Source organism: Pseudomonas sp. TWI929 (genome assembly GCF_039673335.1).
Lineage (GTDB): Bacteria > Pseudomonadota > Gammaproteobacteria > Pseudomonadales > Pseudomonadaceae > Aquipseudomonas.
Window position 1 is genome coordinate 44,073 of sequence record NZ_JBDJLK010000027.1, and the last position, 20,669, is coordinate 64,741.

A 20,669-nucleotide genomic window follows, 5' to 3' on the forward strand; every position below is an offset into this window, starting at 1 on the left:
ATCGGAGAAAGCAAACTAAAGTGAAAGCACAGCACTCCCATGCAATGCAGCCTTACCAGGCGTTAACAGAGGTCATCATGAAAATCCGTGAACTCGCCCAGCACTGGGAACAGAATGCCGCCGGCACCCTCAGCCGCACGGGCCATGTCTTGCACCTGGACCTGGAGTCCGAGGCGCGCCTGGCTGCGCTGATCGACATGTACCCCAAGCGTACCGCCGAAGAACTGCTCGGTGAACTGGTGGCGGCGGCCCTTGAAGAACTGGAAGCCAGCTTCCCCTATGTGCAGGGTCGCCAGGTCATTGCCACCGATGAAGAAGGCGACCCGCTGTACGAGGACATTGGCCCCACCCCACGTTTTCTCTCCCTGTCACGACAGCATCTGCACGCCCTGAGCAACCCCACCGCCGACAGCGACAAGTAACCATCCGCTGCATCGTTCCGGGCCTGCCAGCGGCCCGGAATACCATTCCAGCCTACGAAATGCCGGGCAAAACACACTGACCGACTAGTCAGAAATAACTACCCACCCTGGGCCACTTTTTCTGAACTATCCAAAAAACGCCTCTGTCACAGCCAATAGCCACCACGCCAAAACCCTGCACATCGCCGTTGTGCACCGTTGAGCTGAAGCGCGCGAATTTGTCAGGGATTGAGCGATGGACTGCTACGGACATCGTCGTAAACAGGAGTGACCCAATGGAACTGACCACCAAGAACACCCGCCCTTGCAACCCCTCATCCACTCATGTGCGCGGGTTGAAGCTGGCCGCGCTGGCCCTGGGCAGTAGCCTGGTCCTGGCGGGCTGTGCGGGCAACCCGCCTACCGAGCAGTATGCCGTCACCCAGTCCGCCGTGAACGCCGCCGTCAGCGCCGGCGGTACCGAGTTTGCCGCCGTGGAAATGAAAACGGCCCAGGACAAGTTCAAGCAGGCCGAGATCGCCATGCACGACAAGAAATTCGACGACGCAAGGCGCCTGGCCGAGCAGGCCGAGTGGGACGCCCGCCTCGCCGAACGCAAGGCCCAGGCGGCCAAGGCCCAGAAGGCCGTGCAGGATGCCCGCCAGGGCGTTCAGGACGTACGTGAGGAAGGCCTGCGCAGCGCTCAGTGAGCCCTGCCCCGCCAACCTTGCCCTTCGCACACGATCAAAGGATGAACACTATGCGCAACTACGTCATGATCCCCGCCCTGCTGGCCCTGAGCGTCGGCCTTGCTGCCTGCGCCCACGACCCTAACGCCAACCTGGAAGCGGCCCGCAGCAACTTCTCCGCGCTGCAAAGCGACCCGCAGTCAAGCAAGGTGGCCGCGCTGGAAACCAAAGACGCCCAAGACTGGCTGAACAAGGCCGACAAGGCCTACATGGACCGTGAGAACGAGCAGAAGGTCGACCAACTGGCCTACCTGACCACCCAGCGCGTCGAGGTGGCCAAGCAGACCATCGCCCTGCGCACCGCCGAGGGTGAGCTGAAAAACGCCTCGGCCCAGCGCGCCCAGGCCAAGCTGGACGCCCGCGACGCACAGATCGCCAAGCTGCAAGACAGCCTCAACGCCAAGCAGACCGACCGCGGCACGCTGGTGACCTTTGGCGATGTGCTGTTCGACTTCAACAAGGCCGAACTCAAGAGCAACGCCTACCCGAACATCACCAAGCTGGCGCAGTTCCTCCAGGAAAACCCGGAGCGCAAGGTGATCGTCGAGGGCTACACCGACAGCGTCGGCTCGGCCAACTACAACCAGACCCTGTCCGAGCGCCGCGCCAACAGCGTGCGCATGGCACTGGTACGTGCCGGTGTAGACCCGGCGCGGGTCGTTTCCCAGGGTTACGGCAAGGAGTACCCGGTAGCGGACAACGGCAGCAACTCGGGGCGTGCGCAGAACCGTCGGGTGGAGGTGACCATCTCCAACGACAACCAGCCGGTGGCGCCACGCGCGGTGAGCCAGGTGCAGCAGTAGGCTGACTAGCTATACCCAACCCCGCCGTCGTGGCGGGGTTTTTCTTGCGTTTCAAACGACAAAAGCACCTTTAAAAGCACTTTATGAAGCACTAGACTCTCCCCATCGCCAACCACACTCATGGGTTGATACAACTATGACCTACCCTGTTCTTGCCGATCTGGCAGCATCCATCACAGACCTGAAGAAAGACCCCATGGGCACTATCCGCGAAGCTGCCGGTGAAACCGTGGTCATCCTCAATCGCAATGAACCGGCTTTTTACGCGGTTCCGCCCGAGCGCTACGAAGCGATGATGGAGCTGATCGACGACATGCAACTGGCTGAGCTTGTCCGCCAGCGGCGCGGTGGGCCCACTGTGAGAGTGGATATCGATGAACTCATCGCCGAAGCCGAAGGAAGCAAGAAGCTACGACCTTGAGTTCGATGTGCGGGCGAGGAAGGAATTTCGAAAACTGGATGGTGAGTTGCAAATTCAGTTTGCCAGAAAACTCAAGGAACGATTGGCTCAACCCAGGGTGGAGAAAGACAAACTTTCCGGGATGGCTGACTGTTACAAGATCAAGTTGAGATCTGCAGGATATCGGTTGGTTTATCGAGTGGTAGATCAGCGCGTGGTAGTGATCGTCATCGCCGTGGGCAAGCGAGAGCGAAGCGATGTTTATGACTCTGCCCGTTCTCGCCAGAAATAATCTGACAGTTTTTCAGGGCCTGTACCGGCCCTTTCGCGGCTAAAGCCGCCCACAGGTACAGTGTCACCTCGAAGCCAGCGCAGTACCTGTGGAAGCGGCTTTAGCCGCGAAAGGGCCGGCACAGGCAGTAGAGAAAATGGCTCACTGCACCTGCTGCGGGGTTTCCTCGCCCATGCAGCGCACCGCACGCTTGCGGCTGTCCACCAGCACGCCGGTCAGGCCTTTCTGCTGGGTATCGAACAGCACCAGCACGCCATCCAGGCACTGGGCCACTTGTGGCGCCGGGTCCAGCGAGACCTTGTAGTCCTCGCCAGGGATGGTCTTGAGCATGGTGAAGTCCTGCAGCAACAGGGCGTCTTCAGGTTTGGCGAAATGCAGGTAACCGTAATACCACAAGGCCCCCACCGTCACGATGATGCTGCCGACGCCGGTCAGGATCAGCGGGATGGCGTTGCGTTCTTCACTCATTGCTTGTTCTTCTCGTCAGGGTAATTGGGCACTTCGGCAAGCCGCCGCAGGCCGTTGAAATGGCTGGGGTCGTCGAGGAAACGCAGCATCACCTGGCGCCAGGTAGGGTCGGCGAAGGTCTGCACGTGGCCACCACGGGTCAGTTGCAGCACCCGCGGCGCTGGCGCGTGCTGGTACAGGCGGATGCCGTTGTCCATCGGCACCAGCTTATCGTCGATGCTGTGGAAAAACAGCTTGGGCGGGCTGCTCAAATGCTCGACCGAGCGGATCGCGCTGTCGCCGTCCGGCACCAGCCACGACAGCGGGACCTGCAGCGGCCAGGTTACCCACGAGGTGCTGAGGGCAAAGCGCCCCACCGCACGGTAACTGGCCGGCACGCCATCGAACACCAGCGCGCTGAAACGCTGACGCTGTTCGGGGTGGGCCGCCAGGTAGTGGATGGCCATGGCGCCGCCCAGGCTCTGCCCCAACAGCACCAGCGGCTTGCCCTTGACCTCGGGCGCCTGGTCCAGCCAGGCCATGGCCGCGGCGATGTCTTCATACACATCAGGCAGGCTCGGCTCGCCCTCAGACAGGCCATAGCCCCGGTAATCGATCATCAATACCTGGTAGCCCTGCTCCGGCAGCCAGTAGCTGCCGCCCAGGTGCCCAGGCAGGTTGCCGCCATTGCCGTGCAGGTGCAGTACCGTACCCTTTACCTCGACACCCGCCTTGGCCGGTAGCCACCAGCCGTGCAGGCGGAGACCGTCTGACGTGACAAGGCTGACATCGCGGTAATCCAGCTTGGCCCGCTCGGGCGTGAACGGCTGGCCACGCTCGGGGTAGAACAGCAGGCTGCTGCAACCGCTCAGCCCCAACAGGACCAAGCCCAGGGCCAGCAGGCGGCAGCGCTCAGAGAATGTTCGCGTAGTCGGCTTCAATGCGATCCAGGCTCAGGTGGTTGAGGAAGTTGGAGAAGCACATCCATGCCGACAGTGCATTAAGGTCACGGAACTGTTCGGGCAGGTACTTGGGCGGTTCGACCAGGCCCTCCTCGACCAGCTGGCGCAGGGTGCGCATGTCTTCCAGGGTGGTCTTGCCACAGAACAGCAACGGGATCTGTTCGAGTTTGCCCTTCTTCACAGCCAACTGAATGTAGTTGTAAACCATGATGAAGCCCTTGAGGTAGGACAAGTCCTTGGTAAATGGCAGGCCATTGGGCACCGAACCGCGGAACACCCGGCTGGCATTGCTGTAGCTTTGCGCCATCTCGAAGCCCTGCTCGCGGAAGAAGCCGTAGATCTGCATGAAATCAGCGCCCTCCTCGACCATGTGGATGGCGCGGGTGCGGTTGGTCAGCTTGCGCAGGCGGCTGGGGTAAGAGGCGAAGGCAATTACCTCCATGAGGATGGCCAGGCCTTCCTGGGTCACTGTCGACGAAGGCGGGCCCTTGGCCAGGAAGGTGCAGATCGGCTGGTTCAAGCCATTGAGCGTGGTACCGACGTGCACCAGCCCTTCGTGCACTTCCAGGGCGCGCACGTCGCGGGCGTTGAACATGGCGTCGGCGCGCACCTTGATGTAGTCGGCACCGGCCGCGGCATCGGCGACGATCCCGTCGGACTCGAATACGCGAATGGTCTCCTCGGCTTCGCCGAACACCTTGTTCAGCCGACGCTGAAGGATATCCACGGCCTCCTTGGCGGTGAGGTTCTTCGGTTCGTCCTTGAGGTCGCCACGGCCATCGATGTTGTTCAGGTAGTCCGACAGCATCAGGCCGAGGTCGGCCAGGGTCGGGTCACCAGCATGGAAAGCATCCGAGGCGGCGCCGTACAGCTCCTGGGAGATCAGGCCGAAGTCCTCGGTGCCACGCGCTTCAAGCATGCGTACCACCATGCGGTACTCGCGGCACATGCGCTTCATGATCTGCCCGACCGGGTTGAACTGGCCGAGCTGGCGAATGATGTCGCGCTCGATGCCCTGGAACTCGGCCTTGACCGCGCTGGAGTCGAACGACAGCGGGCGCGACTGGTAATAGGCGCGATCGATCGCTGGTGGCTCCTTGCCCTTGGCCTTGAGGAAGCCCTGGCGGATATTGTCGTCCCACTTCACCGCATCCAGCACCCGGATCGGGGTCTGTGCCGCGACGATGCGGTCGGACAGGGCGCGGATGGTTTGCTGGTATTCGTCCACCGGGGGACTCCTTTTGAGTACAAGAAACCTGTGCCGGCCTCTTCGCGGCTAAAGCCGCTCCTACAGGGACCCCACAGTATTCAGGGCTTGTGCAGTACCTGTAGGAGCGGCTTTAGCCGCGAAGAGGCCGGCACAGGTAGTTACTTGCCGGAACGCTGGAACCGTGCCACTTCGACGAACAGGTCGGAGTTGGCCGGGTCGTCCAGGTACGCCAACACCCGCGCCGACGGGCTGTCGATCAGCACGCCGTCGCCGTTGTCTTCCGGCACCTCGGTGCTGCGCCCGGTCAGTTCCTTCTTGTCCACCGCCTGCTGCACCTGCTCGACATCCAGGTTGTACACCACCAGTTCCTTGCCATCGACGATGTCGAAACCGCCGATCAGGAAGTTGCCACCCAGGCGCTTGGGTACGCCTGCCGACAAGTACCAGCGGTTGCCGTGGCGCGACACGGTGAACACGTATTCTTCGGGGGCCTTGCCCTTGGCCGTGGCCACCGCCTTGTAGGCATCGCCGCCGCTACGGCTGATGGTGAGCTTCAGCGGCTCGCCCCAGGCGTCCTTGCTGCTCCACTTGCCAAGCAGGGCCTTGGGCGCCGCCTGGTTGCTGGGCAACGGCTCATGGAAGGTCACCAGACAACCGCCCAGCAGCAGGAATGACAGAGTCAACAACACCACACGCCAGGCTTTCATCAGGTTCTCCTTGAAAAGTCGGTCTCGGCTCAGGCCGATGCCAGCACCAGCTGCAGGTATCGGGTAAGCATAGCGAGCATCTGCCCATCGGCTTGCGCATTGGCATCCTTGAGCAGGCCCTGATATTCCATCTGCTCGATAATCGCCGTCAACATTTGGGCGTCCTGTTCCGGTTGCCGCGAGCCCACCACCTGTAGCAATTGCCGGGTACCGTGCAGCAGGATCTGCTCATGGGCGCACACCAGCTCGGCCAGGCGCGGGCACAGCAGCGCCTCCTGGCGGAAGGCCTGTTCGGCCATCAGGAAGTCGCGGCGGTTGAGCAGTTGCCGCTGCACGTAGTCGGCGGTCATGCGCGCCACTTCGTCAGCCAGCCGTGCCCTTGCCTGCGGGCTGCCGTCGCCCTGGGCCAGTAACTGGCGCAACACCACCTCAGTGTTGGCCCACAGCTTGGCCATGTAGGCGGCGCTGCGCTCGACGTACTGGGCGAAGGTATCGGTGAGCAGGTCCTCGATGTCCTTGAAGTAGTAAGTGGTGGCCGACAGTGGCACACCGGCCTCGGCGGCCACGGCGCGGTGGCGCACACCGCGCACGCCATCGCGCACGACGATGCGCATGGCGGCGTCGAGGATCAGCTGACGGCGCTGTTCGCTGCCTTGGCGGGCAGTCTTGCGGCCTTGGTATTGCACGCTTTCGGCGACGGCGGTGGCGATGCCGGCGGCGCCCTGGTCAGGCATGGCGGGTGTCACGGGTGGGGTACCTCATGGGCAGTGTTTCTTCAGTGCCGGCCCTTTCGCGGCTAAAGCCGCTCCTACAACGGCCGCACAGCATTCAGGTCCTGTGCAATCCCTGTAAAGAGGCCGGTACAGACAACATAAAGCTTCAGGCAAGAAAAAGCCGCCTCGAAAGGCGGCTCGTTCAATTCACTCAGGCCTGCGGACGCATGTGCGGGAACAGGATCACGTCGCGGATCGACGGCGAGTTGGTAAGCAGCATCACCAGGCGGTCAATGCCAATGCCTTCACCTGCGGTCGGCGGCATGCCGTACTCCAGTGCGCGAACGAAGTCGGCGTCGTAGTGCATGGCTTCGTCGTCACCGGCGTCCTTCTCGGCCACCTGGGCCAGGAAGCGCTCGGCCTGGTCTTCGGCATCGTTGAGCTCGGAGTAGGCGTTGGCGATTTCGCGGCCACCAATGAACAGCTCGAAGCGGTCGGTGACAGCCGGGTTGTCGTCGTTACGACGGGCCAGCGGCGATACTTCGAACGGGTATTCGGTGATGAAGTGCGGCTGCTCCAGCTTGTGCTCGACCAGCTCTTCGAAAATCATTACCTGCAGCTTGCCCAGGCCTTCGTGGCCCAGCACCTTGGCACCGGCCTTCTTGGCGATGTCGCGGGCGCGGTCAACGTCCTGCAGGTCGGCAGCGGTCAGCTCAGGGTTGTATTTGAGGATCGAATCGAACACCGACAGGCGCACGAACGGCTCGCCGAAGTGGAACACCTTGTCGCCGTATGGCACGTCGGTAGTGCCCAGTACCAGCTGCGCCAGCTCGCGGAACAGTTCCTCGGTGAGGTCCATGTTGTCGCGGTAATCGGCGTAGGCCTGGTAGAACTCGAGCATGGTGAATTCAGGGTTGTGACGAGTCGAAACGCCTTCGTTACGGAAGTTGCGGTTGATCTCGAACACCTTTTCAAAGCCGCCAACCACCAGACGCTTGAGGTACAGCTCCGGCGCGATACGCAGGAACATGGCCATGTCCAGGGCGTTGTGGTGGGTTTCGAACGGCTTGGCCGCGGCACCGCCCGGGATGGTCTGCAGCATCGGCGTTTCCACTTCGAGGAAATCACGCTCGATGAGGAACTTGCGAATGTGCGAGATCACCTGCGAACGCACACGGAAGGTGTGGCGGGTTTCTTCGTTGACCATCAGGTCGACGTAACGCTGGCGGTAGCGCTGCTCGGTGTCGGTCAGGCCGTGGTGTTTGTCGGGCAGCGGGCGCAGCGACTTGGTCAGCAGGCGCACGTTGGTCATCTCGACGTACAGGTCGCCCTTGCCGGAACGGGCCAGGGTGCCTTCGGCGCTGATGATGTCGCCCAGGTCCCAGGTTTTTACCGCAGCCAGGGTTTCTTCTGGCAGGGTCTTGCGGTTGACGTAGACCTGGATACGGCCGGTCATGTCCTGGATGACCATGAACGAGCCGCGGTTGAGCATGATGCGGCCAGCCACCTTGACCGGGATCGCGGCTGCTTCCAGCTCTTCCTTGGTCTTGTCCGCGTACTGTTTCTGCAGGTCGTTGCAGTAGCTGTCGCGACGGAAGTCATTGGGGAAGGCATTGCCTTTGGCGCGCTCGGCGGCAAGTTTTTCCTTGCGCAGGGCGATCAGGGCATTTTCTTCCTGTTGCAGGTCTTGCGATTCGGTCTTGAGGTCGCTCATGTCGTCATTCTTTCCATCAGGTATTCGTTGCCCTTGTCGGGCAGGGCACACGCTACCGGCGGTTGGCCGGTAGCGTGGCAGTGGTGTGCGGCTTACAGGCCCTGCTTGAGGCTCGCTTCCAGGTACTGGTCGAGGTCGCCGTCCAGCACCTTCTGGCAGTCGCTGCGCTCGACGCCGGTGCGCAGGTCCTTGATACGCGAGTCATCCAGCACGTAGGAGCGGATCTGGTGGCCCCAGCCGATGTCCGACTTGCTGTCTTCCAGCGCCTGCGAGGCGGCGTTGCGCTTCTGCATTTCCAGCTCGTACAACTTGGCCCGCAGCATTTTCATGGCGGTGTCCTTGTTGGCGTGCTGGGAGCGTTCGTTCTGGCAGGCCACCACGGTGTTGGTCGGTACGTGGGTGATACGTACGGCCGAGTCGGTGGTGTTTACGTGCTGACCACCGGCGCCGGAGGAGCGATAGGTGTCGATACGCAGGTCGGACGGGTTGATCTCGATCTCGACCTTGTCGTCGATCTCGGGCGAGACGAATACCGCCGAGAACGAGGTGTGGCGACGGGCGCCTGAGTCGAACGGGCTTTTGCGCACCAGGCGGTGCACGCCGATTTCGGTGCGCAGCCAGCCAAAGGCATACTCGCCCTTGATGTGCACGGTGGCGCCCTTGATACCGGCCACTTCACCTTCGGAAAGCTCGATGATGGTGGCGTCAAAACCACGCTTGTCGGCCCAGCGCAGGTACATGCGCAGCAGGATGTTGGCCCAGTCCTGTGCTTCGGTACCACCGGAACCGGCCTGGATGTCCAGGTAGGCGTTGTTCATGTCCATCTCGCCGCTGAACATGCGACGGAACTCAAGCTGGGCCAGGTTTTCTTCCAGGCCTTCCAGCTCGGTCACGACGTCGCCGACGGCGCCTTCGTCATTTTCCTCGACGGCCATGTCGAGCAGGTCCTGGCAGTCGCCCAGGCCGTTGGACAGTTTGTCGAGGGTCTCGACCACCTGCGCCAGCATGGCACGCTCGCGGCCCAGGGCCTGGGCGTACTCGGGCTTGTTCCAGACGTTGGGGTCTTCCAGCTCGCGGTTGACTTCGATCAGGCGGTCATGCTTGTGATCGTAGTCAAAGATACCCCCGAATGGACTGGGAACGCTCGGTGAGGTCCTTGATGGTGTTCAGGATCGGTTGGATTTCCATGGGCTGGCTACTCGCACGAATTCGGTGAAAAGCCTGCGAGTATAACCGAGTCCGCAGCAGGGCGGCAGACCCGCCGGGCGGTAGCGTGTGAATAGAACATCCAGGAATTGCGCGGACCTTGTGGGAGCGGGTTTACCCGCGAAGAAGGTGACTCGGTGCATGGCACCGGCTGCGCCGGTGTTCGCGGCTAAAGCCGCTCCCACAGGGGGCCGCGTAAATTTCAGCGCTTTAGCTTGTCAGGCAATACCAACCTGGTTTCGCCCGCCATTCTTGGCCTGATACAGGCCCTTGTCCGCTGCCGAGATCAACTGCCGGCAATGGCTGCCGATGGCTGGGGTCTGGGTGGCCAGGCCGATGCTCACGGTCAGGTGCGAGCCGGGCACCGGCGCGGAGTGCGGGATGCCCAGGCCCAGTACGGTCTGGCGCAGTTTCTCGGCCACCAGCCGGGCCCCACCTGGCGAAGTGTTGGGCAACACCAGGGCGAACTCCTCGCCGCCATAGCGCGCCGGCAGGTCGGTCGGCCGCGAGCACGAACCACGGATCGCCTCGGCCACCTGGCGCAAGGCCTCGTCGCCGGCCAAATGGCCGAAGCTGTCGTTGTAGGCCTTGAAGTAGTCCACATCGATCATCAGCAACGACAACTGCTGCTGCTCACGCATGGCCCGGCGCCATTCCAGCTCCAGGTACTCGTCGAAGTGCCGGCGATTCGACAGCCCGGTCAGGCCATCGGAGTTCATCAGCCGCTGTAGCATCAGGTTGGTATCGAGCAACTGCTGCTGGCTGACGCGTAGCGCACGGTAGGCCTCGTCACGCTGCAGCAAGGTCAGGTAGGAGCGCGAATGGTAGCGAATGCGCGCCACCAGCTCGATGGTGTCTGGCAGCTTGACCAGGTAATCGTTGGCCCCGGCGGCAAACGCAGCGCTCTTGACCAGCGGGTCTTCCTTGGTCGACAGGACAATGATCGGAATGTCTCGGGTGGCCGGGTTGTTGCGGTACTCGCGCACCAGGGTCAGCCCGTCCAGGCCGGGCATGACCAGGTCCTGAAGAATCACCGTGGGTTTGATGCGCATGGCCTGCGCAACGGCCTGGTGCGGGTCGGCACAGAAGTGGAAGTCGATGTTTTCTTCATTTGCCAGACCACGCCGCACCGCCTCGCCGATCATGGCCTGGTCATCGACCAGCAGCACCATCGCCGAGTTGTCGTTGCTGCTCGCAAAACCTTCGATCGGTAAATCACTCATAGCTGTTCACCCGATCACTACCGGCTTGGCGGCGTGATTCAATACATTTCGTCATTTTCCGAAAATTTCCATCAAACGCCCGGCTATGCGTTCCAGCGGGCGGATTTCCACTGCGGCATCAATGGCCGCAGCGGCTTTGGGCATGCCGTACACCGCACTGCTGGCCTGGTCCTGGGCAATGGTCATGAAGCCTTGCTGTCGCATCAGCTTCAGGCCTTGGGCACCGTCGCGGCCCATGCCGGTGAGCAACACGCCCACCGCATCGCCGCTCCAGTAGCGCGCAACGCTTTCGAAGAACACATCGATCGAGGGCCGGTAGATTTCATTGACAGGTTCGGCAGTGTAGGCGAGTTGGCCGTTCTGTAGCAGGCGGATATGGTGATTGGTGCCGGCCAGCAACACCTGGCCCGGCTGCGGTGGTTCGCCTTCGCGGGCCAGCCGCACCGGCAGGCCGGCAGCGCTGCTGAGCCATTCGGCCATGCCTGCGGCAAACACCTGGTCAACATGCTGGACCAGCACGATGGCCGCCGGAAACGCTGCTGGCAAGCCTTTAAGCAACACTTCAAGGGCCGCAGGGCCGCCTGCCGATGAGCCGATCGCCACCAGGCCACGGCGCTGGGAGGCCTCGCGCAACGGCGTGGCCACCGGGCGTGCGGCCGGTGCGCGCTGCTGGCCCATCAGCCAGCCGATATTGAGTATTTTGCGCAGCAGCGGCGCCGCCGCTTCGCGGGCATCGCCTGCGCCCAGGGCCGGCGTGTCGACTACATCGAGCGCGCCGTGGCCCATGGCCTCGAATACCCGGTGGACATTCTGTTTGCGGTCAACGGTGACAATGACGATGGCGCACGGGGTTTCGGCCATGATCCGCCGGGTCGCCTCGACGCCGTCCATCACCGGCATGATCAGGTCCATGAGGATCAGGTCGGGCAACTGTTCGGTGCAGCGCTGCACCGCCTCGGCGCCATTGCTGGCCACCCATACCACCTGGTGCGCGGGGTCGAAGGCGACTGCCCGACGCAACGCCTCGACCGCCATGGGCATGTCATTGACGATGGCGATCTTCATCCCTGAGCACCTCCAATCAGCTCCTCCACAGCATCCAGCAACGCATCGTCGTGGAAGCTGGCCTTTGCCAAATAGTAGTCGGCGCCAGCATCCAGGCCACGCCGTCGGTCTTCCTCACGGTCCTTGTAGGACACCACCATCACCGGCAGCGATTGCAGGCGCTGGTCGCGACGCACCAGGGTGACCAGCTCGATGCCGTCCATGCGTGGCATGTCGATGTCGGTGATCAGCAGGTCGAAGTCGTCGCCGCGCAGGGCGTTCCAGCCGTCCATGCCATCCACCGCCACCGCCACGTCGTAGCCGCGATGGCCCAGCAACTTGCGCTGCAGTTCACGCACGGTCAGCGAGTCGTCGACCACCAGGATGCGCTTGCGCGCCACGCCACGGGCGCCGCTGCTGCCGCGCTCGATACGTTCCAGGCCGCCAGTGCGCAGCAGCTTTTCCACCGAGCGCAGCAAGTCTTCGACATCGACGATCAGCACCACCGAGCCATCATCGAGCAAGGCGCCAGAGGAAATGTCCTGCACCTTGCCCAGGCGCGGGTCGAGTGGCATCACCACCAGCACCCGCTCGCCCACCAGCCGCTCCACGGCCACACCGTACAGCTGCTCACGCTCTCGGATCACCACCACCCGCAGGCTGCTTTCCTCGGTTTGCCCGGCCGGCCGATTGAGCAGCTGGCTGGCCGCGACCAGGCCGATATGCCGGCCTTCGTGCCAGAAGTGCTGACGCCCTTCGATCTGCACGATCGCATCGGCGGTTACTTCCAGTGTGCGTTCAATATGGGCGAGCGGGAAGGCATAGGCCTCTCCCCCCACCTCGACCACCAGGCTGCGCACCACCGACAGGGTCAGCGGCACCTGCAGGTGGAAGCGGCAGCCCTGCCCGGCCACCTGGGTCAGCTCGATAGAACCGCGCAGCTCACGGATCATGTGCTGCACCGCATCCAGCCCCACCCCGCGCCCAGACACCTCGGTAACCTTGTCGCGCAGGCTGAAACCAGGCAGGAACAGGAACGTCAGCAACTCCGCCTCACTCATCCGCGCTACCGTGTCGGCGGGCGACAGGGCGCGCTCGACAATGCTGCTGCGCAGGCGTTCCAGGTCGATGCCGGCGCCATCGTCGATCAGCTCCAGGCTGAGCATGCCAGCCTGGTGCGAAGCGCGCAGGCGAATCACCCCCTCTTCCGGCTTGCCCGCCAGCAGGCGCCGCTCCGGCAGTTCGATGCCGTGGTCGACGGCGTTGCGCAGCAGGTGGATCAGTGGCGCTTCGAGCTTTTCCAGCACGTCGCGGTCGACCTGGGTCTTTTCACCTTCCACCACCAGGCTCACCGGTTTGCCCAGTGTACGACCAAGGTCGCGAACCATACGGCTCTGGCCGGCGAGCACGTCGGCAAACGGCCGCATCCGGCAGGCCAGCGCAGTGTCGTACAGCAACTGCGCACGCTGGCTGGCCTGCCAGCCAAATTCGTCCAGGTCAGCGGCCTGCTGCTGCAGGATCTGCTGGGTTTCCGCCAGCAGGCGCTGGGTCTGGGCCAGGGCTTCGAGGAGCTCGCTGCTCTGGCCGCTGTCCTCCAGCTGCATGCGCAGGCCGTCCAGTGCCTGCATGCCCTGGCCGTGCATGCGCTTGAGGCGCTGCAAGGTGGCCAGGTAAGGCTTGAGCCGCTGGGTTTCCACCAGCGACTTGCTGGACAGGTCAAGCAGGCTGTTGAGGCGGTCGGCGGTAACCCGCAGCACCCGCTCCGCACCTTCGCCAGCACGCTTGCCCACCTTGCGGCGCGGGGCCGGCTCCGGCTCGGGTTCTGGTTCTGGCTCTGGCGCTGGCTCCAGTGGTTCCACTGGTAGCGCTACAACCTCGGCCGGCAAGCCCGGCAGTACTGGCACGGCCGGCGGCACGGCAGGCATGGCCGCAGCGCCAGGGTCGAGCAGGCTGGCCATTTGCGCGAGGAACACCGGCAGGGTCGCCTGCGCCGCGGCATCACCTGGGGTGGCAATGCGCATCAGCAGGTCGGTGCCCTGCAGCAGGGCGTCGATATGCTCGGCGCTCAGCCGCAAGCGACCCTCCTGGGCGGCCACCAGGCAGTCTTCCATGACGTGGGCAACACTGACGCCGGCATCCACCCCGACGATGCGTGCCGCGCCCTTCAGCGAGTGAGCGGCGCGCATGCAGGCTTCAAGCTGGTCGGCCTGGGTGGGGTTGCGCTCCAGCGCCATCAGCCCGGCGCTGAGCACTTGGGTTTGCGCCTCGGCCTCCAGGCTGAACAGTTCGAGCAACGATGCGTCGCGCATTTGCTCTGGGGTCATGACAAGCTCCGCTGCACGGCAGACAGTAATTGGTGATCATCCAGCACCCGCACACTGCGGCCGCGCCATTGCAGGACTGCGGCGGTGAAGTGCGTGGCGTCCTGGCCACTGCCCAGCAACAGCGGGTCGAGCCGGTGAATGCCGTCGATCTCCTCGACCGCCGTCACCACCGGCCCGCCTTCGGCAGCCAGAATCAGCATGCGTGGCATCGCCCGGACGCTGCGCTGCTCGGCGGTGCTGGCTTGCACACCCAGCAAGTCAGCCAGTGACAGGCACGGCACCAGTGCCCCGCGCACGTTGGCAACCCCCTGCAGCACCCGCGAGCGCTGGTGCGGCAGCGAATGCACCGCCTGCAACGGGGCAATTTCGGCCAGGCAAGCGGTGGCCAGCGCCAGCCACTCGTCACCCAGGCGGAACAGCAGCATGGACCGGCCTGCGTTTTCCTCGACCGGCTGCGCCGCTGCCTGGTGATCCTGCACCAGCGCGTAGCGGTCGAGCAGGCGTGTGGCCGCAGCGGCATACACCTCGCAGTTGCGACAATGAACATGCCGTTCCAACAGCGGGCACTGCTTGTCGCCATGCACACCGATGCGGTTCCAGCAGTCGTCGATGTGCGTGCCATCTTCGGCGAGCAGTTGCATCGCGTATTCACCCTTCATCGTTCAGGCTCCCTGCCAACCCGCGCAGCACGCTCCTGCAGGCGCCTGGCGCCAGCCTGGTCGCCCTGGGCCGCCAGCAAGGCCGCCAGGTGCACCAGCGCCTCGGGGTGTTGCGGCTCCAGGTACAGGGCTTTGCGATAGTGGGTAAGCGCCTGCTGCGCATCCCCTTCGGTGTCACTGAGCAGCCCCAGCCAGTAGAACACCTGCGCCGCAGGGGCGAACTGGCCCAGGTAGCGCTGGCATTCGGCACGGGCCTGCGCGCTGGCACCGGCGTTGGCATGCCGGGCAATGCTGGCCAGCAATTCGCTTTTGCCCTCATGCTGGTGCTCACGTACCGACGCGGCCTTGACCGCCACCGGCAACGCGCGCAGCGGGCGCGGTAGCGGTGCGCTCGGTGGCTGATAGCTCGGTGTGGCCAGCACTGGCGTTCGCCGCGCTGGCTGGGCCGGGGCCGCCACCACCGGCGCGCAACCGCCCTCCTGGCGCACGTAGGCGAACGACTGGGCGATCCCCAACGGGCGCATGCCCAACCGCGCCAGCAAGCTGCCTTCGGCAGGCCCGATAAACAGCACACCCTGCGGATGGAGCAGGCGCTTGAGTACTTCGAATACACGTTGCTGAGTCGGCACGTCGAAATAGATCAACAGGTTGCGGCAGAACACGAAGTCATACAGGCCGTCGCGGCTGGCAAGCGCCGGGTCGAGCACATTGCCCACCTGCAGGCTGACTTGCTGGCGCACCCGCTCATGCAGGCACTGGCCTTCGTCGAGCGTATCGAAGTAGCGCTCGCGAAAGCCCAGGTCGCTGCCGCGGAAGGCATTGCGCCCATACACGGCCTGCCCGGCCTTGGCCACCGAACTGGGGCTGATGTCCATGCCGTCGATCAGGAACGCCGCCGGCGCGATGCCGGCATCAAGCAAGGCCATGGCCAGCGAATAAGGCTCTTCGCCAGTCGAGCATGGCAGGCTGAGCAGCCGCAGCGGGCGCGCCCCGGCCAGTTCCGCCAGGCGTTTGTGTGCCAGGCTGGCCAGGGCGGTGAAGGACTCGGGGTAACGGAAAAACCAGGTTTCCGGAACGATCACCGCTTCGATCAGTGCCTGTTGCTCATCGTTCGACTGCTGCAGGCGCAACCAGTAATCGTCCAGATCCATGGCCCCCACGGCCACGCAACGCTGGCGCAGCGCGCGCTCGACCATCGGCGCCCCCACCGACTCCACGTCCAGGCCGATGCGCTCGCGCAAAAAAAGGAAGAAACGCTGTTCGCTCATGCTGGCAACCCCGTCGGGTCATCGGCGTACAGCAAGTCGTGCACGGCAGCGGGCAGCAGGTCATTGACTTCAATACGCTGCAGCAGGCCCTGCTCATCCTGGCGTACCGGACCCAGGTATGGGGCTTCGCCGCTGTCCACGCCATAGGGCTGGAACTCGTCGGGTTGGCAACGCAGGGTTTCGGTGGCCTGCTCCAGGATCAGGCCAAGCTGCAGCCCGCCACGGTAGTGCACCAGCACCAGGCGGGTACTGGTGCGCTGCGCCGCCGGCTGGCCGAAACTCAGCGCAGCCAGGTCAACCACCGGTACCAGCGCCCCGCGGTGCGCGAGAATGCCCGCCACCCAGGTGGGTGCCTGGGCGATCGGCTTGAGCGGCTGGCGTGGCAGCACCTCGATCACCTCGTGCACGTTCAGGGCAAAGCGCTGCTCCTTGATGCGAAACTGCAAGTACAACGCACCCTTGGCGTTGCCAGCCTGCGCTGCGCTCGGTTGCAAGTCGTTCATCGCAGTCAGACTTTGAAGCGCGACACGCCGCCACGCAGGCCGGCGGCCACCTGGCTCAGCTCATCGATGGCGAAACTGGCCTGGCGCAGCGACTCGACAGTCTGGGTGCTGGCATCGCTGAGCTGGGCCAGCGCCTGGTTGATCTGCTCGGCACCGGTGGCCTGGGCCTGCATACCTTCGTTGACCATCAGCACGCGCGGTGCCAGGGCCTGCACCTGGTGGATGATCTGGCTGAGCTGCTCGCCCACCTGCTGCACTTCGAACATGCCGCGGCGCACTTCTTCGGAGAACTTGTCCATGCCCATCACCCCGGCCGACACCGCCGACTGGATCTCGCGCACCATCTGCTCGATGTCGTAGGTGGCTACGGCGGTCTGGTCGGCCAGGCGGCGCACTTCAGTGGCCACCACGGCAAAGCCTCGGCCGTACTCGCCGGCCTTTTCCGCCTCGATGGCGGCATTGAGCGACAGCAGGTTGGTCTGGTCGGCAACCTTGACGATGGTCACCACCATCTGGGTGATGTTGCTGGCTTTTTCGTTGAGGATGCCGAGCTTGGCGTTGACCAGGTCGGCGGCGCCCATCACCTGGTGCATGGTTTCTTCCATGCGCGCCAGGCCCTGCTGGCCGGAGCCGGCCAGGCTGGAGGCCTGGTCGGCGGCGGAGGTAACTTCGGTCATGGTGCGCACCAGGTCACGCGAGGTGGCGGCAATTTCCCGCGAGGTGGCACCGATTTCCGTGGTGGTCGCGGCCGTTTCGGTGGCGGTGGCCTGCTGTTGCTTGGAAGTGGCGGCAATTTCGGTTACCGAGGTGGTTACCTGCACCGACGAACGCTGGGCCTGGGCTACCAGGTTGGCCAAGGCCTCGGCCATTTCGTTGAAGCCGCTTTCGATGGCACCGAACTCGTCCTTGCGGTCCAGGCTCAGGCGCATGCTCAGGTCGCCCGAGCGCAGTTTGTCGAGGGCGTGGACAATGCGCTGCATGGGTGCGGTGATAGCACGCATCAGCAACAGGCCGCAAATGCCGGCGGCGATGATTGCCAGCAGCAGCGAAACCATCATGCTGCCCTTGGCCGTGCTCACGGCGCTGACGATCTCGCTGGTGTCCGCTTCAGAGGAGGCACGGTTGTGGTCGATGACCTCGTTCAAGAGCTTGCGCCCGTCCACCCAGGCCGGCGTGAGCACCTCGATGATCAGCCGCTGGGCTTCGGCGTAGTCATGCTGGCGGTAGGCATCCAGCACCTGGCCGACGACCTTGAGGTAGGCGACTTCCATCTGGGCAAAGCGGTCGTAGCGCGCCTGGTCGTCATCGTCCTGGATTGTGCCCTGATAGCTGGCCATGTGCTGCTTCAGGCGGTCTTCGAAGCTCTTGAACAGCTCCAGGTCGGCAGAAGTGATTTCGCGGCGGTTGGACAGGCCCACCAACTGCTGGCTGGTGACATAACTGTCGACCCAGGCACTGCGGATCATCGAACTGTAGTAAAGGCCGGGAATGCTGTCGGTCCCTACCGCCTCTTCGGCGGATTCGATGGTTACCAACCGCGAGTAGGCGGCCACGATCATCAGCAGCATGATGGCGATGATCACGGCGAAACTTGCCAGGATCCGTTGGCGCAAGGTCCAGTTCTTCACATTCAGCCCTCAGGAATTCACAACGAGCGGGAAAAATCGCCGAAGTATAGCCTAGAGGCCTTACGGTTTTGCGGGTGAAATGTGGGGTAACCTGGCATCCCCGCTAATGGACGGAGCCCATCATGGAAAAGGCGCTTCGTTTTGTGGGAGCGGCCTTGTGTCGCGAAAGGGCCGCGCAGCGGCCCCGGCATTTCATGCGGCGAAGCTAAAATCTTTGGGGCTGCTGCGCAGCCCTTTCGCGACACAAGGCCGCTCCCACAAGGACCGCGCCGCTTACTTGTCTGCGGCTAACCGCACCTGGCTTTCCAGCTCCTGGCGCAGGCCCGGGGCCAGGCGCAGTTGGCGGGCCAGTTCGTCGAGGTAGGCACGCTCCATGAAGTTTTCCTGGTCGACCATCATCACGCTGGCCAGGTACATCTCGGCGGCCATTTCCGGCGTTTGCGCGGCGCGGGCAACTTCGGCCGGATCCAGCGGCTTGTTCAGCTCGGCATGCAGCCAATGCTGCAGTTCGCGGTCACTGTCCAGGCGGGTGAATTCGCCCTCGATCAGTGCACGTTCACGCTCGTCGATATGGCCATCGGATTTGGCCGCCGCCACCAGCGCGCGAAGTACCGCCTGGCTGTGCTGCTCGGCCTGGGCCGGTGGTAAACGGTCGAGGGTCTGCGGTTCGGCGGCGGCCACCTGCTGGTTGGCCTGCCAGTTGCCATAGGCTTTGTAGGCCAGTACGCCCAATGCGGCCAGGCCGCCATAGGTCAATGCCTTGCCACCATATTTGCGGGCCTTCTTGCTTCCCAGTAACAAGCCCAGGGCACCGCCACCCAACAAGCCGCCACCCGCCCCCGACAGCAGCCCGCCAAGGCCTCCGGCAGCACCCCCAGCCTTGGCTGTGCCGGCCTTGTTGTCGAGCAGTTGCTGGCCGGATCTGAGCAGTTGGTCAAGCAGGCCACGGGTATTCATTGGCGCGTCTCCACGTAACGGAATTCAATCGCCAGAATAAGGCTTGGCGAATCACACTCCACCGAGGATTTGCTTCCGGATGTTGCGTTAGCTGGCAAAAAGCCAACTAGACTCGATATCGCCAATACCCCGCGCAACCGCACTACGCTTATAACGATCGCTTCACGGCTTGCTTGATGACTGCCCCGAACAAGATCTCCAAGAAGAGGGAACACCATGTCAGTGCACAAGACCGCATTGCTCGGCGCCATGTCGGGCGCCTTGCTGGCCAGCGCCAGCCTGCAGGCTGCAGAACCACTCAAGGCCCTGGGGCCCGGCGAGGGGCGCCTGGACATCGTCGCCTGGCCCGGCTACATCGAGCGCGGTGAAAGCGACAAGGCCTACGACTGGGTGACCGGCTTCGAAAAGGAAACCGGCTGCAAGGTCAGCGTCAAGACCGCCGCCACCTCCGACGAGATGGTCAGCCTGATGACCAAGGGCGGCTATGACCTGGTCACTGCCTCGGGCGATGCCTCGCTGCGGCTGATCGTGGGCAAGCGCGTGCAGCCGATCAATACCGCACTGATCCCCAACTGGAAGAACATCGACCCGCGCCTGCAGAACGGTGGCTGGTACGTGGTCGACAAGCAGGTCTATGGCACCCCATACCAGTGGGGGCCGAATGTGCTGCTGTACAACACCAACGTGTTCAAGCAGGCACCTACCAGCTGGGGCGTGCTGTTCGAGCCGCAGAACCTGCCCGATGGCAAGCCGAACAAGGGCCGCGTGCAGGCCTACGACGGGCCGATCTACATGGCCGATGCGGCGCTGTACCTGAAGTCGGCCAAGCCTGAACTGGGCATCAAGGACCCTTACGAGCTCAACGAGGAGCAGTACAAGGCCGTGCTTGAGTTGCTGCGCCAGCAGCAGCCGCTGATCCACCGCTACTGGCACGACGCCACGGTGCAGATGAGCGACGTGAAGAACGAAGGCGTGGTCGCCTCCAGCTCCTGGGGCTACATGGTCAATGGCCTGAAGGCCGAGAACCAGCCGGTGGCCTCGACCATTCCCAAGGAGGGAGCAACCGGCTGGGCCGACACCACCATGCTGCACAGCGAGGCCAAGCACCCCAACTGCGCCTACAAGTGGATGGACTGGTCGCTGCAGCCGAAGGTACAGGGTGACGTAGCGGCCTGGTTCGGCTCGTTGCCGGCAGTGCCGGCGGCATGCACCGGCAGCGAATTGCTGGGCGCCGAGGGCTGCAAGACCAACGGCTTCGACAACTTCGACAAGATCGCCTTCTGGAAAACCCCACAGGCCCAGGGCGGCAAGTTCGTGCCGTATAGCCGCTGGACCCAGGATTACATTGCGATCATGGGTGGGCGCTGAGGTTACTTGAATGACTGAGCTGGCCTCTTCGCGGGCACGCCCGCTCCCACAGGTAGGGCACCGGCCTTGATGGCTGTGTAATACCTGTGGG

The 20,669-nt window shown here is 63.5% G+C and carries 21 protein-coding genes; 6 read left to right on the forward strand and 15 right to left on the reverse strand.

Features of this window, described 5'->3' with window-relative positions; genetic code table 11:
* Window positions 1–77: 77 nt before the first annotated feature.
* The 5 genes from ABE456_RS13650 to ABE456_RS13670 all read left to right on the forward strand — a co-directional run bounded on the left by ABE456_RS13650 (window position 78) and on the right by ABE456_RS13670 (window position 2,645).
* Window positions 78–422: a pilin assembly protein gene (locus tag ABE456_RS13650; protein WP_346644377.1), complete on the forward strand. Its 345-nt coding sequence runs from the start codon at window positions 78–80 to the stop codon at window positions 420–422.
* Between the two features lie 275 nt (window positions 423–697).
* Complete coding sequence (locus tag ABE456_RS13655) at window positions 698–1,111, forward strand: DUF4398 domain-containing protein (RefSeq protein ID WP_346644378.1); 414 nt, start codon at window positions 698–700, stop codon at window positions 1,109–1,111.
* Window positions 1,112–1,161: 50 nt separating this feature from the next.
* Window positions 1,162–1,953 (forward strand): OmpA family protein, encoded by a 792-nt coding sequence (locus ABE456_RS13660; RefSeq protein ID WP_346644379.1) that lies wholly within the window; start codon window positions 1,162–1,164, stop codon window positions 1,951–1,953.
* A gap of 136 nt (window positions 1,954–2,089) precedes the next feature.
* Window positions 2,090–2,374 (forward strand): type II toxin-antitoxin system Phd/YefM family antitoxin, encoded by a 285-nt coding sequence (locus tag ABE456_RS13665; protein ID WP_264363355.1) that lies wholly within the window; start codon window positions 2,090–2,092, stop codon window positions 2,372–2,374.
* Window positions 2,328–2,645, forward strand: a complete 318-nt coding sequence (locus tag ABE456_RS13670; protein ID WP_346644380.1) for a type II toxin-antitoxin system mRNA interferase toxin, RelE/StbE family — start codon at window positions 2,328–2,330, stop codon at window positions 2,643–2,645. The genes ABE456_RS13665 and ABE456_RS13670 overlap by 47 nt, the downstream gene beginning before the upstream one ends.
* 141 nt (window positions 2,646–2,786) lie before the next feature.
* Here ABE456_RS13670 and ABE456_RS13675 read toward each other — a convergent pair whose 3' ends face one another.
* The 15 genes from ABE456_RS13675 to ABE456_RS13745 form a co-directional block, all read right to left on the reverse strand.
* Window positions 2,787–3,113 carry a hypothetical protein gene (locus ABE456_RS13675; RefSeq protein WP_346644381.1) on the reverse strand — a complete coding sequence of 109 codons (327 nt, stop codon included), beginning with the start codon at window positions 3,111–3,113 and terminating at the stop codon, window positions 2,787–2,789.
* Complete coding sequence (locus ABE456_RS13680) at window positions 3,110–4,033, reverse strand: alpha/beta hydrolase (protein ID WP_346644382.1); 924 nt, start codon at window positions 4,031–4,033, stop codon at window positions 3,110–3,112. The genes ABE456_RS13675 and ABE456_RS13680 overlap by 4 nt, the downstream gene beginning before the upstream one ends.
* Window positions 4,005–5,282, reverse strand: coding sequence for a flavohemoglobin expression-modulating QEGLA motif protein (locus ABE456_RS13685; RefSeq protein ID WP_346644383.1), 1,278 nt, complete (start codon window positions 5,280–5,282; stop codon window positions 4,005–4,007). The genes ABE456_RS13680 and ABE456_RS13685 overlap by 29 nt, the downstream gene beginning before the upstream one ends.
* Before the next feature lie 140 nt (window positions 5,283–5,422).
* Window positions 5,423–5,971 (reverse strand): hypothetical protein, encoded by a 549-nt coding sequence (locus tag ABE456_RS13690; protein ID WP_056796298.1) that lies wholly within the window; start codon window positions 5,969–5,971, stop codon window positions 5,423–5,425.
* A gap of 29 nt (window positions 5,972–6,000) precedes the next feature.
* Window positions 6,001–6,705 carry a TetR family transcriptional regulator gene (locus ABE456_RS13695; RefSeq protein WP_346644393.1) on the reverse strand — a complete coding sequence of 235 codons (705 nt, stop codon included), beginning with the start codon at window positions 6,703–6,705 and terminating at the stop codon, window positions 6,001–6,003.
* A gap of 190 nt (window positions 6,706–6,895) precedes the next feature.
* Window positions 6,896–8,398 (reverse strand): lysine--tRNA ligase, encoded by a 1,503-nt coding sequence (gene lysS, locus ABE456_RS13700; RefSeq protein ID WP_217840011.1) that lies wholly within the window; start codon window positions 8,396–8,398, stop codon window positions 6,896–6,898.
* Between the two features lie 92 nt (window positions 8,399–8,490).
* A protein-coding gene (prfB, locus tag ABE456_RS13705) for a peptide chain release factor 2 (protein WP_110678858.1) occupies window positions 8,491–9,586 on the reverse strand; the annotation gives its coding sequence in 2 pieces (ribosomal slippage) (window positions 8,491–9,513 and window positions 9,515–9,586; 1,095 coding nt in all).
* A gap of 236 nt (window positions 9,587–9,822) precedes the next feature.
* Window positions 9,823–10,827: a Wsp signal transduction system regulator diguanylate cyclase WspR gene (gene wspR, locus ABE456_RS13710; RefSeq protein ID WP_346644384.1), complete on the reverse strand. Its 1,005-nt coding sequence runs from the start codon at window positions 10,825–10,827 to the stop codon at window positions 9,823–9,825.
* A gap of 51 nt (window positions 10,828–10,878) precedes the next feature.
* A complete protein-coding gene (gene wspF / locus ABE456_RS13715; RefSeq protein WP_346644385.1) occupies window positions 10,879–11,892 on the reverse strand; it encodes a Wsp signal transduction system protein-glutamate methylesterase WspF in 1,014 nt (337 codons plus the stop codon).
* Window positions 11,889–14,195, reverse strand: a complete 2,307-nt coding sequence (locus tag ABE456_RS13720) for a hybrid sensor histidine kinase/response regulator (protein WP_346644386.1) — start codon at window positions 14,193–14,195, stop codon at window positions 11,889–11,891. The genes wspF and ABE456_RS13720 overlap by 4 nt, the downstream gene beginning before the upstream one ends.
* On the reverse strand, window positions 14,192–14,854 hold the full coding sequence (locus tag ABE456_RS13725) for a chemotaxis protein CheW (protein ID WP_346644387.1): 663 nt from the start codon (window positions 14,852–14,854) through the stop codon (window positions 14,192–14,194). Before ABE456_RS13725 ends, ABE456_RS13720 begins: the two co-directional genes overlap by 4 nt.
* Window positions 14,851–16,122, reverse strand: a complete 1,272-nt coding sequence (locus ABE456_RS13730) for a CheR family methyltransferase (protein WP_346644388.1) — start codon at window positions 16,120–16,122, stop codon at window positions 14,851–14,853. Before ABE456_RS13730 ends, ABE456_RS13725 begins: the two co-directional genes overlap by 4 nt.
* On the reverse strand, window positions 16,119–16,625 hold the full coding sequence (locus ABE456_RS13735; RefSeq protein WP_346644389.1) for a chemotaxis protein CheW: 507 nt from the start codon (window positions 16,623–16,625) through the stop codon (window positions 16,119–16,121). Before ABE456_RS13735 ends, ABE456_RS13730 begins: the two co-directional genes overlap by 4 nt.
* A 5-nt stretch (window positions 16,626–16,630) precedes the next feature.
* Window positions 16,631–18,253 (reverse strand): methyl-accepting chemotaxis protein, encoded by a 1,623-nt coding sequence (locus ABE456_RS13740; RefSeq protein ID WP_346644390.1) that lies wholly within the window; start codon window positions 18,251–18,253, stop codon window positions 16,631–16,633.
* Window positions 18,254–18,526: 273 nt separating this feature from the next.
* Window positions 18,527–19,210, reverse strand: a complete 684-nt coding sequence (locus tag ABE456_RS13745; RefSeq protein WP_346644391.1) for a tellurite resistance TerB family protein — start codon at window positions 19,208–19,210, stop codon at window positions 18,527–18,529.
* Between the two features lie 216 nt (window positions 19,211–19,426).
* Here ABE456_RS13745 and ydcS point away from each other — a divergent pair, with 216 nt between their 5' ends.
* The gene (gene ydcS, locus ABE456_RS13750) at window positions 19,427–20,578 is read left to right on the forward strand and encodes a putative ABC transporter substrate-binding protein YdcS (protein ID WP_346644392.1); all 1,152 of its coding nucleotides are present in this window, start codon (window positions 19,427–19,429) and stop codon (window positions 20,576–20,578) included.
* Window positions 20,579–20,669: the final 91 nt, after the last annotated feature.